This is a genomic window from Pseudomonas sp. PAMC 29040 (assembly GCF_003994535.1).
In the GTDB taxonomy this organism is placed as follows: Bacteria; Pseudomonadota; Gammaproteobacteria; order Pseudomonadales; family Pseudomonadaceae; genus Aquipseudomonas; species Aquipseudomonas paraversuta.
In genome coordinates, this window is sequence record NZ_RZAA01000013.1 from 143,972 (window position 1) to 158,946 (window position 14,975).

13 protein-coding genes are annotated in these 14,975 nt (G+C 59.6%); 5 read left to right on the forward strand and 8 right to left on the reverse strand.

Annotated elements, in window-relative coordinates; all coding sequences use genetic code 11:
• Window positions 1-216: 216 nt before the first annotated feature.
• The 6 genes from WG29040_RS21300 to WG29040_RS21325 form a co-directional block, all read right to left on the reverse strand.
• Window positions 217-1,662 carry a SulP family inorganic anion transporter gene (locus WG29040_RS21300; protein WP_003439397.1) on the reverse strand — a complete coding sequence of 482 codons (1,446 nt, stop codon included), beginning with the start codon at window positions 1,660-1,662 and terminating at the stop codon, window positions 217-219.
• Window positions 1,663-1,824: 162 nt separating this feature from the next.
• Complete coding sequence (gene ggt / locus WG29040_RS21305) at window positions 1,825-3,492, reverse strand: gamma-glutamyltransferase (RefSeq protein WP_003439396.1); 1,668 nt, start codon at window positions 3,490-3,492, stop codon at window positions 1,825-1,827.
• A gap of 176 nt (window positions 3,493-3,668) precedes the next feature.
• Window positions 3,669-4,562: an NAD-dependent epimerase/dehydratase family protein gene (locus WG29040_RS21310; RefSeq protein WP_003439395.1), complete on the reverse strand. Its 894-nt coding sequence runs from the start codon at window positions 4,560-4,562 to the stop codon at window positions 3,669-3,671.
• 114 nt (window positions 4,563-4,676) lie between these two features.
• Window positions 4,677-5,588 (reverse strand): LysR family transcriptional regulator, encoded by a 912-nt coding sequence (locus tag WG29040_RS21315; protein WP_003439394.1) that lies wholly within the window; start codon window positions 5,586-5,588, stop codon window positions 4,677-4,679.
• Window positions 5,589-5,747: 159 nt separating this feature from the next.
• Entirely contained in the window at window positions 5,748-6,332 is a 585-nt protein-coding gene (locus tag WG29040_RS21320; protein WP_003439393.1) for an NAD(P)H-dependent oxidoreductase, read from the reverse strand.
• Window positions 6,333-6,499: 167 nt separating this feature from the next.
• Entirely contained in the window at window positions 6,500-7,264 is a 765-nt protein-coding gene (locus WG29040_RS21325) for a sulfite exporter TauE/SafE family protein (protein ID WP_127196849.1), read from the reverse strand.
• A 159-nt stretch (window positions 7,265-7,423) separates the two neighbouring features.
• On the opposite strand from WG29040_RS21325, the gene WG29040_RS21330 reads away from it, so the two are divergent.
• From WG29040_RS21330 to WG29040_RS21340, 3 genes are all read left to right on the forward strand, one after another.
• The gene (locus WG29040_RS21330) at window positions 7,424-8,317 is read left to right on the forward strand and encodes a LysR substrate-binding domain-containing protein (RefSeq protein WP_060781833.1); all 894 of its coding nucleotides are present in this window, start codon (window positions 7,424-7,426) and stop codon (window positions 8,315-8,317) included.
• Between the two features lie 137 nt (window positions 8,318-8,454).
• Window positions 8,455-9,858, forward strand: a complete 1,404-nt coding sequence (locus WG29040_RS21335; RefSeq protein ID WP_003439390.1) for an amino acid permease — start codon at window positions 8,455-8,457, stop codon at window positions 9,856-9,858.
• Window positions 9,859-10,023: 165 nt separating this feature from the next.
• The gene (locus WG29040_RS21340) at window positions 10,024-10,368 is read left to right on the forward strand and encodes a cupin domain-containing protein (protein WP_003439389.1); all 345 of its coding nucleotides are present in this window, start codon (window positions 10,024-10,026) and stop codon (window positions 10,366-10,368) included.
• Window positions 10,369-10,422: 54 nt separating this feature from the next.
• Here WG29040_RS21340 and mmsB read toward each other — a convergent pair whose 3' ends face one another.
• Window positions 10,423-11,310, reverse strand: coding sequence for a 3-hydroxyisobutyrate dehydrogenase (gene mmsB, locus WG29040_RS21345; RefSeq protein WP_003439387.1), 888 nt, complete (start codon window positions 11,308-11,310; stop codon window positions 10,423-10,425).
• 11 nt (window positions 11,311-11,321) lie between these two features.
• Window positions 11,322-12,836: a CoA-acylating methylmalonate-semialdehyde dehydrogenase gene (locus WG29040_RS21350; RefSeq protein ID WP_003439386.1), complete on the reverse strand. Its 1,515-nt coding sequence runs from the start codon at window positions 12,834-12,836 to the stop codon at window positions 11,322-11,324.
• A gap of 182 nt (window positions 12,837-13,018) precedes the next feature.
• Between WG29040_RS21350 and WG29040_RS21355 the strand changes: the two genes are divergently transcribed.
• Together WG29040_RS21355 and WG29040_RS21360 are read left to right on the forward strand one after the other, a co-directional pair.
• Window positions 13,019-13,966, forward strand: coding sequence for a LysR family transcriptional regulator (locus WG29040_RS21355; protein WP_003439384.1), 948 nt, complete (start codon window positions 13,019-13,021; stop codon window positions 13,964-13,966).
• A 210-nt stretch (window positions 13,967-14,176) separates the two neighbouring features.
• Window positions 14,177-14,926, forward strand: coding sequence for a carbonic anhydrase (locus WG29040_RS21360; protein ID WP_003439381.1), 750 nt, complete (start codon window positions 14,177-14,179; stop codon window positions 14,924-14,926).
• Window positions 14,927-14,975: the final 49 nt, after the last annotated feature.

The window sequence follows — 14,975 nt, forward strand, 5'->3', positions numbered from 1 at the left end:
AAAAAGCATTACCCGGGTGAATTAACAATCTTTATGAAAGTAATTTTCGCGCAGCGATATGTGTTGTCGCGATCAGGCATGGACGACAGGCCGAAATGAAAATCACAGGGGTGTATTTTCATCGATCGGGGCTGGGGCTGGGGCTGTAGGAGCGGCTTGCTCGCGAGCTGTCTGAAAAGCTCGCGAGCAAGCTCGCTCCTACAAATAGGCGGGGGGTTACTCGTGGTGGACGCGGGCGCGCTTGAGCAGTTTTTTGCTGCGCTCGGACAAATGCAGGACCCGCAGGTGCTTGCCCGCTTTTGTGTAACGCTCGCGCAGGGTGTCCAGCGCGGCAATGGCCGAGTAGTCGACAAAGCTCAGATGGCTGCAATCCAGGGTCACTCTGGCCGGGTCGCCAGCAGGATCGAACTGTTTGAGAAAGGCCGCCGTCGAGGCAAAAAACAAGGTGCCGTGGACCCGGTAAAGCTTGCTGCCATCAGTTTCCAGATAGGTGTCGGCGTACAGCTGGCGCGCCTGCTGCCAGGCAAAATTGAGGGCCGCGATGATGACCCCGCACAACACCGCAACGGCCAGATCGGTGAACACGGTGATCACCGTTACCGCGACAATCACCAGAACATCGTTCAACGGCACCTTGTTCAGCACCCGCAATGAGGCCCAGGCAAAGGTTTGTTGCGCGACCACAAACATCACGCCCACCAGCGCCGCCAATGGAATGCGCTCGATAAACGGCGACAGAAACAATACGAACAGCAAGATCATGATCCCGGCCGTTACCCCGGACAGGCGACCGCGTCCGCCAGAACTGAGGTTGACCACGGTCTGGCCGATCATGGCGCAGCCACCCATGCCGCCAAACACGCCCGATACCATGTTCGCGGCGCCCAGCGCCACGCACTCGCGGTCCGGATAACCACGGCTTTCGGTGATTTCATCGGTCAGGTTCAGGGTCAGCAGGGTTTCCAGCAGGCCCACCAGCGCCATGACGATGGCGTAGGGCGCAATGATGCCCAGGCTTTCCAGGTTCCACGGGATATCGGGCAGGCTGAACGTCGGCAAGCCGCCGGCAATATGCGCCATGTCACCCAGGGTGCGGGTCGGCAAACCCAGCAGATAAACCGCCAGCCCGACCCCGAGGATTGCCACCAGGGCCGGCGGCGCGGCCCGGGTCACCCGGGGCAGCAAATAAACGATGGCCATGGTCAGCGCCACCAGCCCGATCATCAGGTACAACGGCGCGCCGCTCAGCCAGGTTGCACCATCCTTGAAATGATCCAGCTGGGCCATGGCAATGATGATCGCCAGGCCGTTGACGAAGCCCAGCATCACCGGGTGCGGCACCATGCGCACCAGCTTGCCGAGCCTGAGCAGCCCGAACGCCAGCATGATCAGACCGCCCAGCAGCACAGTGGCCAGCAGGTATTGCACGCCGTGTTGCACCACCAGCGCGACAATCACCACGGCCATGGAGCCGGCAGCACCGGAGACCATGCCCGGCCGGCCGCCAAAGAGCGCGGTAAGGGTGCAAATGATGAACGCGCCATACAGCCCCATCAACGGATTGAGGTGGGCTACCAGCGCGAAAGCGATGCACTCGGGCAGCAGGGCAAACGACGTCGTGAGTCCGGCCAGGGCATCAGCGCGCAGACGTGTGAGTTTCATGGCGTACCTAAAATTCGGGGCGGGAAAAGCGGAGGGGGTATCGAAAAAAGAATGGTAACAAATTGCGAAGATGCGGGATAACCGTAGGAGCGAGCTTGCTTGCGAGCTTTTCAGCGCAGAGCTCGCGAGCAAGCTCGCTCCTACAGGTTTTTCAGGGTGTTCTTACTTCACAACCTTGCCAACCCCGCGACCACGGGGATCAGAGGCGGTTTCCAGCTGGGTGCCGTTAACCCGGATCGCCTGTATATCACCCATGTTCCAGCCCTGATCCTCCAGGGTGTAGCCCATGGCTTTGAGCTCATCGGCAACTTTGCCGGTGAGCGGCGCGTAGGCGTCGTAGTAGATCGTGTCTTTGGGCAGCAACTGGTGATGTACCCGCTGGGCGGCCACGGCTTTTTCCAGCGGCAGGTTGTAGTCGTAGATATTGTTCAGCACCTGGAAGATCGAGGTGAAGATCCGCGAACCGCCCGGCGTACCGAGCACCAGGGTGACCTGACCATCACGGGTCACCAGGCTCGGGCTCATCGACGACAACATGCGCTTGCCCGGCTCGATGGCGTTGGCATTGCCCCCCACCACACCAAAGGCGTTGGCCACGCCCGGCTTGGAGCTGAAGTCGTCCATTTCATCGTTGAGCAGGAAGCCCGCGCCTTTGACCACGACGCCACTGCCGTAATCCCAATTCAGGGTGTAGGTGTTGCTGACGGCGTTGCCGTCTTTATCGACAATGGAGAAGTGCGTGGTCTGATGCGGCTCAAGTCCGGGCTTGATATTGGCCGTCGGCGAAATCGCTTTCGGGTTCACTTCTTTTGCCCGCTTGGCGATGTAGGCCGGGTCGGTCAACTCGGCCACCGGCATCTTGCCGAAGTCCGGATCACCGAGGTAATCGGCACGGTCGGCAAACACGCGCTTTTCAATTTCGGACAACAGGTGGATGTAAGGTGCCGAGTTCAGTTCGACACCTTTGAAGTCCGCGGCGCGGTCTTCCTTGATGCCGATCAGTTGCGCCAGTGCGATACCGCCAGAACTTGGCAGCGGTGCTGTGTACAAGCTGTTGCCGCGGAAATCGACCCGCATCGGCTCACGCCAGTTGACCTTGTAGTCATTCAGATCTTCTTTGGTGATCAGGCCCTTGTCCTGCTGCATCTGGGCAATCAGCAGGTCGGCGGTCTGGCCGTGGTAGAACTCTTTGGCGCCCTGGTCGGCAATACGTTCCAGGGTGGCGGCCAGTTCAGGCTGCTTGAAGGTTTCGCCAGGTTTCATGCTGCCGAAATAGTCGCTGAAATTGGTGGTGCCCTTGAACAGCGCCAACGCATCTTCGCGGTACTGGTATTGCTGATCGGCCACCTTGAAGCCGTTTTTCGCGTAGCCCACGGCGGGGGTCAACAACTCGCTCCATGGCAATTTGCCAAAGCGCTGATGGACTTCCCACAGGCCCATCACCGTACCCGGCACGCCAGCGGCGCGCGAGCCGACCAGGCTCAGGTTCTCGATGATTTCGCCTTTGTCATTGAGGTACATATCGCGGCTGGCAGCCTTGGGCGCCGTTTCGCGATAGTCGAGGAAGTAGGGTTTGCCATCGATAAACAGGGTCATGAAACCACCGCCACCAATGTTACCGGCTTCGGGGTAAGTCACGGCCAGGGTGAAGGCGGTTGCGACTGCGGCATCGACTGCGTTGCCGCCTTTTTTGAGAATTTGCGCCGCGACTTCAGCGCCGTACTGATCCGGGGCGGCGACTGCACCGCCTTCCAGCGTAACGGCATAGGCTGAACAGCTGGCTGCGATGGCAGCCGTCAAGGCCAGGGTTTTGAACCATACAACACGCATTGGAACTTCCTTTTATTTTTGTATAACGATGCCGAACATTGTCTGATTTCAGAAACGTTTACAAACAACAAAAGTAAAAATGCGGGCCTGTGCACAAACCGAAAAGCTATCCAAGAACAGCAGGAGCGAGCTTGGGCGCAAAAGAGCTCGCTCCTGCGGGGGGCAGAGATCAGGGGTTACAGCATTTGGTTTTTGATCCACTCCACCACGCTGCTGCGTTGCGGCGTCCAGCCCAGCAGTTCGCGGGCGTTTTTGCCGCGTACCCGGCTGTTGGAACCCAGGCCGTAGTTGGCCATTTCATAGCCCCATTCAGCTTCAGCATCGGCCAGCGGCCAGTCGTGGGCTTCACCCAGCCCCAGCACCCGGGCGATGGCGTTGCTCATGTCGGCAAACGCCGCTTCGCCACTTTCAACAAAGTAGAAAGTCCCGGCCGGGGTGTTTTCCAGTGCCAGCAGGTACAGGGCCACGACGTCGTCGATATGCACGTTGGACCAGATGTTTTGCCCGCTGCCGACATGACGCACGACTCCGCTCTTGCGGGCCTGTTTGAGCAGGCGCGGCAGTTGCACGCTGTCGCGTTTTACCCCCAGGCTGTGGCCGTAAATCAGGGTGTTGCAGATGACCGCTGAACGTACATTGTCGTTGGCCGCCGCCAGTACCAGATTGTCGATGGCAACCCGCGCCGCCTTGTCGACGCTCGGCTCGGGCAACTGACCTTCGTAGTAGACAACGTCGCTGGCCTTGCCACCCGAGGCGTCGCCAACAATGCTCGAACCGCTGGTGTGCAAAAACACTTTGCCGCTGCCGCGCAGGGCCTTGAGCAAGGCTTCGACGGCGCCCCGATGGTCGCTGCTGGCCGCGTTGATCACCGCATCCGCCTGGCTGGCCTGCTTGGCGAGCAAGTCGCTGTCATCCAGGGCGCCCAGCACCGGCGTGATGCCAAGGGCGAGCATTTCCTGTTGCTGATCGGTGTTGCGCACCAGACCCGTAACCTGATGCCCGGCCTTGACCAAAGCGCTGGCAATTGAACCGCCGATAAATCCTGCTGCGCCGGTAACGAAAACCTTCATGGAGTGACTCCCGCGTGAAATAAGTGATGCCGCCAGTATCGAAGAGTGAGGGCAGTGGAAAAACCCGCCGCGGGCCAATTCAGTCTTGCGTACAGATCACTAATGCGCGGGGATTTACCCTTTGAAGTACGGCACCGCATAGCTGGCGAGCTTGTCCTGGATGAAGTCCAGAAAGCACTGAATGCGTAGCGCCAGCTGCGAGTTGCGGTAGTACACCGCGTGGATCGGCTGGCGGTAGCCGCTGTTGAATTCGCCCAGCAGCACTTGCAGGCGCCCGGTCTTGACGTCTTCATGGGTCATGAAATGCGACAGGCAGGCGATGCCCTGCCCTTGCAGCGCCAGATGGCGGACCGTCTCGCCACTGGAAGCACTGATGTGCGGCTCGATGGCCCAGCGATCGCCTTGTGCATAACGCAACGGCCATTGGTTCAAACCGTCATTTTGGGTAAAACCGATCAGGGTGTGACTGGCCAGATCGGCGACGCTGCCGGGGGCGCCGTGGCGGGCGATGTAGTCGGGGCTGGCGAGGATGCTCAAGGGGCTGCAGCCCAATGAACGGGCGTGCAAGGTGGAATCGGCCAGGGTACCGATGCGGATCGCGATGTCAGTGCTTTGCTCCAGCAAGTCGATGATCAGATCATTACTGTTGAGCTCCAGCTGGATCTCGGGGTAGAGCTCACGGAACTCGCTGATATACGGCACGATGGCATGCAGCATGAACGGCGAGGCGGCATTGATCCGCAGACGCCCGGAAGGCGTGCGCTGGTGGGAAATCAAACGGTCTTCAAGCTCATCCATTTGCTCCAGGATCAGCTTGGCCCGCTCGAAGAAAAACTTGCCCTCCTCGGTCAGGTCCATGCGCCGCGTGGTGCGGTTGATCAAGGTGGTTTCGAGCTTGGCCTCCAGCCGTGACAAGGTACGGCTGACCGCCGAAGGGGTTTGTCCGGCCTGTTCGGCAGCCGCGGAAATGGAGCCGCACTCAATCACTGAAACAAAGATTTGCAGCTCATCGGATCTGGCTTTCACACGTGCCCCTCATTGGTAACTGCCTGCAGCGTAGTCGCTGACTCGCGAAGCGAGGCTGCGATCAGGGTAGCAATTTCACACTGATCGCAGTCCCGCGGTGCGCAATTAAACGGCTCGCAGCCGCGCTCCGCGAGTCAGCGACTACCGCAATTGCAGGCGTTAGATGGCGAACACTTGTTTCAGGTGTTGCTCGTAACGGGCGGCATCGTCCTGGGGTTGTGGACGTTTCATCACGTCGACACACAGGAAGGTCGGCAAGGCGCTCATGCCGAGGAACTCATTGGCCTTGTGGAACGGGAAGTACACCGCGTCCACGCCTTTGCCTTCGAAGAAGTCGGCCGGATCATCAAAGGCTTGCTGCGGTGCGTTCCAGGTCAGCGACAGCATGTACTTTTTGCCGTGAATCAAACCACCGCTGCCGTAGCGCTGCGAAGCGTCGGAACGGGTACGGCCGTCACTGGCGTAGAGTTTGCCGTGACCTTCGGTGAAGACTTCGTCGATGTACTTTTTAACGATCCAGGGGGCGCCCATCCACCAGCCCGGCATTTGATAAATGATCACGTCGGCCCACAGGAATTTCTCGACTTCCTCGGCCACGTCATAGCCTTCATCGATGTGGGTGACTTTGACTTCGAAGCCTTGGCGATCGAAAAAAGCCAGCGCAGTGTCGTGCATGGTCAGGTTGTAGCGACCATCGGAGTGGGCAAATTTTTTGGCACCGTTAAGCAAGAGTATTTTTTTCATCATCAGCCTCATTCGGGATTAACCCTCAGCGCTGTTGAGCGGCCTTCGGGTGTTAAAGATTTAATACCTGGCAGGGTATCGATCACTGCCCTCGGGAAAAACCCGCATCGGAGCAAATTACCTTTGCTTATCAAGCACGAATAGCTGCCATATTGTTGCCAAAACCTTTAACCAGCGATTAGCAGATGCATACCCAATAGCGCCATACCGATAAAAAATACGGATTTGAATAATGCGCCGCTGATGCGCTGACGCAGCCATTGACCCAGCCACATGCCGAGCATGGCGGGCAGCAGCGCCAGCAATGACCCATTGAGCTCGCCGCCACCCAGACTACCGCGCCAGTAAAGCCCGGCAGCCAGGGCCAAGGTGGAGACGCTGAAGGACAATCCCAAGGCCTGTACCAGCTGATTTTTGCTTAAGCCCAGGGCCTGCAGATACGGCACGGCAGGGATTACAAACACACCGGTGGCCGAGGTAATGATCCCGGTGATCAACCCGCAGGTTGGCCCCAGCCAGTTCTCCATCCGTGGCGCGACCCGCAGCACGGGCAGAAACAGCCCGCTCAAGGCATACAGCAACAAGGCCATGCCCAAAGCCCGTACCACCCAGCTGCCGCCATCACTGCTGAGCCACAGCATGCCAAGGCCGGTGCCCAGCAAAATCCCCAGTTGCATCGGCCACAGCCGCTTTATCAGCCCGCGTAGCCGGCCGCCCGCAGCCAGTTGCCAGGTATTGGTGACGATGGACGGGATGATCAGCAATGCCGCTGCCTGTTCCGGGGCAATAGCCAGACCCAGCAAGCCCATGGCTACCGTCGGCAAGCCGAGGCCAATCACCCCCTTGACCGTTCCGGCCACCAGAAAAGTCAGCAGCACCAGCAGTGACAGGGACCAGCCAAGGTTTTGGTAGAACTCGAAGAGTGTTTTCATGGCCCTATGCTGGGCCACGGTGCCGGGGTTGGAAATGCGTCATATACTGAGCCAGCCTCTTGCATGACAAGAGGCTGATTTATCAATGCAGCGCGCCAGCAAGACCGGGGCTGTATCGCGGCCAGGCCCGCTGCCACAAGGCAGGTGACATGGAGGCTTATGCACTTCGATCTGGTGGATTTACGGCTGTATCTCAATTGCCTGCAGACCGGCAGCATCACCGCGGGTGCCGGTCTCAGCCATTTGTCCCTGGCCGCCGCCAGTGCGCGCATCAGGGCGATGGAAGCGGCGCTGGGGGTGGCATTCTTGCAACGCAGCCGGCGGGGCATCAGCCCGACACCTGCGGGCCAGGCGCTGGCGCAACATGCCCGGCTGCTGCTGCGACAGGTGGAACGCATGAATCACGATCTGGCCGAATACGCCCAGGGCTTTAAAGGCCAGGTACGGTTGCTGTGCAATACCGCAGCCCTTACCGAATATCTGCCCGAGTTGCTGGCCGATTTTGTACGCCAGCATCCCCATATCAGCGTCGACCAGCACGAATTGACCAGCCTGCGTATCACCCATGCCCTGCGCCAGGACGCCGCCGATATCGGGATAGTTTCCAATGCAGTCGATACCCGGGATCTGCAAACCCGGCCCTTTCGCGATGATCCGCTGGTGCTGGTGCTACCCCAGGAGCATCCACTCTCCAGTCTGCCGCAGCTCAGGTTCAGCGACACCTTGAGCCATGACTATGTTGGACTGTCAGCCAGCAGTGCACTGGCCGTGTATCTGGAAGAGCAGGCGCTGCACAGCGGTTGCCGCATGCAGGTGCGCATCCGGGCCGAGGGCTTTGATGGGGTCTTGCGCATGGTCGCCCGGGGCGCCGGGCTGGGCATAGTGCCCAAGGCCACCATCGAACGCTGGCAGGCACCGCGCACCTTCAAGGCAGTGCCCCTGAATGAGCCCTGGGCAGACCGCAAACTGCTGCTGTGCGCCCGCTCCTTCGAACAATTACCGGCCTGTGCGCAAACCCTGCTTGGGGCGCTATCGACCCCGGATAACCGATAAGAAACTTCCTAGAGTGCTGTTCGCCTGTATGCCTGAATTTTTACCAAGAGTAATATCCGGGGCTTGCTGACCCAACGCGGCGCCTGTCGTCCCGTTGATTTCATCATCATTGAGAATAACCACCCACAAGGCACCCGATGGCTGACGCTAACTCCCCCCCGGTCACACTCAAACGCGGTTTGAAAAATCGTCATATCCAGCTGATTGCCCTGGGCGGCGCTATCGGTACCGGGCTGTTTCTGGGCTCGGCGGGCGTGCTCAAGTCCGCAGGGCCGTCGATGATTCTCGGTTATGCGATTGCCGGCTTTATCGCGTTTCTGATCATGCGCCAGCTCGGCGAGATGATCGTCGAAGAACCCGTGGCCGGCTCGTTCAGCCACTTTGCCCATAAGTACTGGGGCGGCTATGCGGGCTTTCTGTCGGGCTGGAACTATTGGGTGCTGTACGTGCTGGTGGGCATGGCCGAACTGACTGCGGTCGGCAAATACATCCAGTTCTGGTGGCCCGAGGTTCCGACCTGGGTCAGTGCCGTGGTGTTCTTTGTGCTGGTCAACCTGATCAATACCCTGAACGTGAAGGTCTTCGGCGAGATGGAGTTCTGGTTCGCGATCATCAAGGTGGTGGCGATTGTCGGCATGATAGTGCTGGGTTGCTATCTGCTGATCAGCGGCACCGGCGGCTCCCAAGCCTCATTCAGTAACCTATGGAGCCATGGCGGATTCTTCCCCAATGGCGGCACCGGTTTGCTGATGGCCATGGCCTTTATCATGTTCTCCTTCGGTGGCCTGGAGCTGGTGGGTATCACCGCCGCCGAAGCCAGCGAACCGAAAAAAGTGATCCCCAAAGCCATCAACCAGGTGGTGTACCGGATTCTGATTTTCTACGTCGGCGCCCTGACTGTTCTGTTGGCCCTGTACCCCTGGGACCAGTTGCTGGTGACCCTTGGCGCCGGCGGGGATGCATACGGCAGCAGCCCGTTCGTGCAGATTTTTGCCTTGATCGGCAGCAATACCGCCGCCCAGATCCTCAACTTTGTGGTGCTGACGGCCGCCCTGTCGGTCTATAACAGCGGCGTTTACTGCAACAGCCGCATGCTCTTCGGTCTGGCCGAACAGGGCGATGCACCCAAGGCGCTGATGAAGCTGACCAAAAATGGTGTGCCATTGCGGGCACTGGGGGTGTCGGCGCTGGTGACCTTGCTGTGTGTAGTGGTCAACTACCTGGCGCCGCACAAGGCACTGGAGTTGCTGTTCGCGCTGGTGGTGGCTTCGTTGATGATCAACTGGGCGCTGATCAGCCTGACCCATATCAAGTTCCGCAAGGCCATGGCGGTACAGGGCGTGAAGCCTTCGTTCAAAGCGTTCTGGTTCCCGTTCAGCAACATCCTGTGCCTGGTGTTCATGGCCACCATCGTCTCGGTGATCTGGATGATCCCCGATGTACGTGCGTCGGTGTATGCGATCCCGGTGTGGCTGCTGATCCTTTACGGGTTCTATCAAGTACGCCTGCGTACGGGCAAAGCATTGGCAAACCCGCGCTGATCCTTGCCTGACACAACAAAGCCCCGGTCCTTGCATCAAGGATCGGGGCTTTTTCGTATCCGCAGGCTGCGTATTCGGGTCACTGGGGGTCGGAACCAGACATCTGCCGGACACCGCCGCCGGTTAGGCTGAAATCCGTGTCTTGATCCATCTACCGGAGTCCTTATGTCTGCGCCAATTACCGTACTTCGCGACACCCACCCCCTGCCCGTGCTTGATGCCTGCAAATGGGAAAAGCTCGAAGGCGATCCGCACACCGTGAACCTCAATGCCTACACCAGCGATGATGGCAGCAAAATCATGGGCACCTGGATTTGCACGCCCGGCAAGTGGTACGTGGAATACGTGAAGTGGGAGTACTGCGATTTCCGCGAGGGCTACTGCATCATCACCCCCGAGGGCAAACAACCGATTCATCTGCGGGCCGGGGATATCTTTATCGTGGAGCCGGGGATGAAAGGCACATGGGAAGTGGTTGAAACAGTGCGCAAGTATTTTGTCTTTGCCTGATTGGCACCACGCAAAAAACCGGGAGTCCGCCCGACGCGGACTCCCGTAAATGCCCTATTCGGGCTTGCGATAGCTATTGATGATGGCCGAGAAGTCTTTACCGCCCTCTCCGCGCAAACTCATTGCCTGGTACAACTGTTGCGCCACTGCGCCCATGACCACGGGCTGATGCGCCTGACGTGCAGCTTCGGTGGCCAGCCCCAGATCCTTGAGCATCAGCTCGGCACCAAAACCGCCGGTGTAGCCGCGCGAAGCGGGTGCCGTTGGCACAATGCCCGGCCACGGGTTGTAGATTTCGGAACTCCAGCAGCGTCCGGTGGAACTGTTGATCACCCCGGCCAGCACTTCGCTGTCGATACCCAATGCCGCCCCCAGAGCCATGGCTTCACTGACCCCGACCATGGAGATACCCAGCAGCAGGTTGTTGCAGATTTTAGCCACCTGGCCGGTGCCCACATCCCCACAATGGACTATGTTGCGGCCCATTTGCGAAAGGACCGGGTGCAGCGTATCGAACAGGGCCTGGCTGGCACCGACCATAAAGGTCAGGGTGCCTGCCTGCGCCCCGCCGGTGCCGCCGGACACCGGGGCATCGGCCATTTGCACGCCTTGTTTGGCCGCCGCGCCCGCTACATCGCGAGCGGTCTGCGGGTCAATGGTGCTGCAATCCACCGCCGGGACACCTTCGCCGATGCCGGCCAGCACCCCGTCTTCACCCAGCCATACGCTGCGCACATGGGCGGCAGCCGGCAGCATGGTGATCACCAGTTCAGTACCTTTGGCCGCCTCACGGGGCGAAGCGCTGACATGGCCGCCCAGGGCCGCCAGTTCAGCCAGAATGTCCTTGTTCAGATCAAAAAGGTTCAACGAGTGCCCGGCCTTGAGCAGGTTGCGCGCCATCGGTGCGCCCATGTTGCCCAAGCCGATAAATGCAATGTTCATGGTCTGTGCCCTCAACGAAGATTGATGGTGGTGTTGACGCCATCATTCACGCTGTCATCGTCGAACCAGCGACTGGTGACGGTCTTGGTCTGAGTATAGAACTGCACCACTTGCTTGCCGTACGGCCCCAGATCGCCCAGCTTGGAACCACGGGAACCGGTGAAGCTGAAGAACGGGACCGGCACCGGAATCGGGATGTTGATGCCGACCTGGCCCACGTCGATTTCGTTCTGGAATTTACGCGCCGCCGCACCGCTTTGGGTGAACAGGCCGGTGCCATTGCCGAACGGGTTGGCGTTGACCAGCGCAATGGCCTGGTCAAGGGTATCGACTTCAATCACCACCAGGACCGGGCCGAAGATTTCCTGGGTGTAGATCTGCATGTCGGTGGTGACACCCGAGAACAGGGTTGGCCCCACAAAGTTGCCGTGCTCGAAGCCCGGGACCTTGATATCGCGGCCATCCAGCTCCAGTACCGCGCCTTCCTTGATCCCGCTTTCAATCAGCCCCAGCACGCGCTCTTTCGCACGCTTGGAAATCACCGGGCCGACATCGGTACCCGCCTCGCTGCCGGCATTGACCTTGAGCTTTTGTGCCAGCGCCTTGAGGTCCGGCAACCATTGTTTGGCCGCGCCCACCAGCACCACCACCGAGGTGGCCATGCAGCGTTGCCCGGCAGCACCGAAACCGGCGCCGACCAGAGCATTCAGGGTTTGCTGGCGATTGGCATCGGGCAGTACCACGGCGTGGTTTTTGGCGCCCATCATCGATTGCACGCGCTTGCCGTGGCGGCCTGCCAGGTCATACACGTGGGTGCCCACGGCGGTTGAACCGACGAACGATACAGCCTTGATATCGGCGTGGGTGCACAGAGCATCCACCACGTCCTTGCCGCCATGGACCACGTTAAGCACGCCTGGTGGAACCCCGGCTTCAAGAGCCAGTTCCACCAGCATCAGGGTCGACAGCGGGTCTTGTTCTGACGGTTTGAGGACGAAGGTGTTGCCGCAGGCGATGGCCATCGGGAACATCCACAGCGGAATCATTGCAGGGAAGTTGAAAGGCGTGATGCCTGCACAAACGCCGATAGGTTGACGCAAGGTGTAGGTATCCACCCCGCTCGCAACGTTTTCTGCGAACTCACCCATCTGCAGGGTACCGATAGAGCACGCGTGCTCCACGACTTCCAGGCCGCGAAAAATATCGCCCTCGGCGTCGGCAATGGTTTTGCCCTGCTCGGCACTGAGCACCGTGGCGATACGCTTGGAGTGTTCACGAATCAGCGCCTGCAACTTGAGCATGATGCGCATCCGCGCGCCGATCGGCGTCAGCTTCCAGGTCTGGAAGGCGCGTTGCGCTGCGGCGATAGCGGCGTTGACTTCATCGGGGGTAGCGAAAGGGACTTTGGCCAGTACTTGCTGAGTCGCCGGGTTGACGATGTCGTGCCACTCGGTGGTCTGGGACTCGACCCACTCGCCATCGATCAGCAGTCGGGCATTTTGGTACGGGGTAGTAGAAACGTTCATGGAAGTCTCCGAAATTATTGTTATGTCCGGTCACGCCAATCTGTAGGAGCGAGCTTGCTCGCAAGCAAGCTCGCTTCTACAGATTAAGTCGTGCACCGGTGCGCCCGGATTGGTCGCAGGACTGTTTTTGGAGTATAGGTGTGCGTTCTTCTAATAAGAACGCACATAAAAGCCGGTCTAACATGCAAAAAAACATCACATCGTTAAGCGCACTGAACTGGGACGACCTGAAGTTTTTTCTCGAGGTGGCCCGCACCCGCAAGGCCAGCAGCGCCGCCAAGCGCCTGGCGGTGGACTACACCACCGTGTCACGGCGTATCAGTTCGCTGGAAGCCGCGCTGGGTACCTTGCTATTCGAAAAATCCCGTACCAATGGCTTCACCCTGACCCCTGAAGGCCAGCGTCTGCTGGGCTATGCCGAGTCAATCGAGAGCACGCTGCACATGGCCTGCGAGCAGGTTTCGGGCTCGGGCGTGGCGCTGTCGGGGCATGTGCGAATGGGCTGCACTGAGGGCTTCGGAAGTTTTTTTATCACCCCGCAGCTGAGCCACTTCGTGGATGCCTACCCAGCCATTTCCGTGGACATCTTGCCGTTACCGCACTTCATCAGCCTGTCCAAGCGCGAAGCCGACATCGTGATTGCCCTGGAGCGTCCGGAACACGGGCCGTATGTGTGCTGCAAGCTGTGTGACTACCAGTTGCAGTTATTTGCTACCCAGGAATACCTGGACCAGCACCCGCCGATTCGCCGGGCGGCCGACCTGGTGGATCACCCGTTTATCAGTTATGTCGACGATCTGGCGTTCAGTTCCGAGTTGCTGTATCTGGCCAATGTGCTGCCCGGCGCCAGCGCCAACCTGCGCAGCACCAGCGTGATCGCGCAGTTCGTGGCGGCGCAGCAGGGTCGCTCGCTGGCAATCCTGCCGTGCTTTCTGGCGGCACAGGACCCGCGTTTGCTGCCGGTACTGCCGGACGAGATCAACCTCACACGCCAGTTCTGGATGTACTGCCGGGAGGATTTGAGGAAGCTCAAGCGAATCACCCTGTTGTGGGATTACATCCGCGAAGTGACGGAGCTGAATGCACCGTTGTTGCTGGGGGAAAGTCGCGAGATGCGTTTCGCCGATTAACAGTCCTAAACGCGCAGCCGACACAGGAGAGCCGCACCTGCGTACTGCGCTGCGCGCCGCCGGCCTTAAGAAATTTAGGACAAATCCCATAGGCGCCAATTTTCACCACTCTTACTCTGCGGCTCCGGGCACCGACTGTCAGCCCCCGACCTCCGATTAGCCGAGGTGCCATGGCTTCCATGCCCTCATCCATCAAGAGTGTTCCCTCCCATGTGCATTTCCTGCGAACCGTCACCTGCACCCACCATCAATCATCGCCGTAATTTCCTCCGCCTCGCGGGGGGCGCTGCCGGCGCTTTGATGCTGGCCGGCGCGCTGCCCGCGCAACTGGCCCAAGCCGCCAGCGACGGCCCGGTCCCCAAACCGCAAAACCGGCTTGATCCGCAACAGGCTTTGACGCGGTTGATGGCAGGCAATGCCCGTTACGCCCAGGGCGTGACCCGGCGCCATGACTTTCTGACCGAGCGCGAGGCCCTGGTCAACGGGCAAAACCCCTATGCCGCCGTGCTGGGTTGCGCCGACTCGAGAATCGCCCCGGAGTATGCATTCGATACCGCGCGCGGCGACCTGTTTGCGGTGCGGGTGGCGGGTAATTTCGTGACGTCCGACGGCCTGGCAAGCCTGGAATATGCCGTGGCCGTACTGGAAACACCTTTGATCATGGTGCTCGGCCACGACAGTTGTGGTGCGGTCTCGGCCGGGGTCAAGGCGCAGAAAGACGGCGCGAAGTTTCCCGGGCAGATTCAGGGGCTGGCGGATGCGATCAAGCCCTCGGTGGCCAAGGTGTTAACCCGGCCCGGAAACCTGCTGGACAACGCCATCGCGCAAAACGTCAAAGACACAGTGGCCCGCCTCAAAAGTGAATCAAGCCTGTTGTCGGATGCGCTGGCCAAGGGAAAGCTGAACATCGTGGGTGGCATCTATAAACTCGACAGTGGCAAAGTCGAGTTGATCGCCTAGAACCCTGAACATGTTCCCGGGCTGCAGCCTTTGCGTGCTTTATGCAGGG

Excerpts from the sequence above, each read along its gene's own strand:
- WG29040_RS21300 (WP_003439397.1), bottom strand. The coding sequence starts at position 1,662 with ATGAAACTCACACGTCTGCGCGCTGATGCCCTGGCCGGACTCACGACG.
- ggt (WP_003439396.1), bottom strand. The coding sequence starts at position 3,492 with ATGCGTGTTGTATGGTTCAAAACCCTGGCCTTGACGGCTGCCATCGCA.
- WG29040_RS21310 (WP_003439395.1), bottom strand. The coding sequence starts at position 4,562 with ATGAAGGTTTTCGTTACCGGCGCAGCAGGATTTATCGGCGGTTCAATT.
- WG29040_RS21320 (WP_003439393.1), bottom strand. The coding sequence starts at position 6,332 with ATGAAAAAAATACTCTTGCTTAACGGTGCCAAAAAATTTGCCCACTCC.
- WG29040_RS21325 (WP_127196849.1), bottom strand. The coding sequence starts at position 7,264 with ATGAAAACACTCTTCGAGTTCTACCAAAACCTTGGCTGGTCCCTGTCA.
- WG29040_RS21330 (WP_060781833.1), top strand. The coding sequence starts at position 7,424 with ATGCACTTCGATCTGGTGGATTTACGGCTGTATCTCAATTGCCTGCAG.
- WG29040_RS21335 (WP_003439390.1), top strand. The coding sequence starts at position 8,455 with ATGGCTGACGCTAACTCCCCCCCGGTCACACTCAAACGCGGTTTGAAA.
- WG29040_RS21340 (WP_003439389.1), top strand. The coding sequence starts at position 10,024 with ATGTCTGCGCCAATTACCGTACTTCGCGACACCCACCCCCTGCCCGTG.
- mmsB (WP_003439387.1), bottom strand. The coding sequence starts at position 11,310 with ATGAACATTGCATTTATCGGCTTGGGCAACATGGGCGCACCGATGGCG.
- WG29040_RS21350 (WP_003439386.1), bottom strand. The coding sequence starts at position 12,836 with ATGAACGTTTCTACTACCCCGTACCAAAATGCCCGACTGCTGATCGAT.
- WG29040_RS21355 (WP_003439384.1), top strand. The coding sequence starts at position 13,019 with ATGCAAAAAAACATCACATCGTTAAGCGCACTGAACTGGGACGACCTG.
- WG29040_RS21360 (WP_003439381.1), top strand. The coding sequence starts at position 14,177 with ATGTGCATTTCCTGCGAACCGTCACCTGCACCCACCATCAATCATCGC.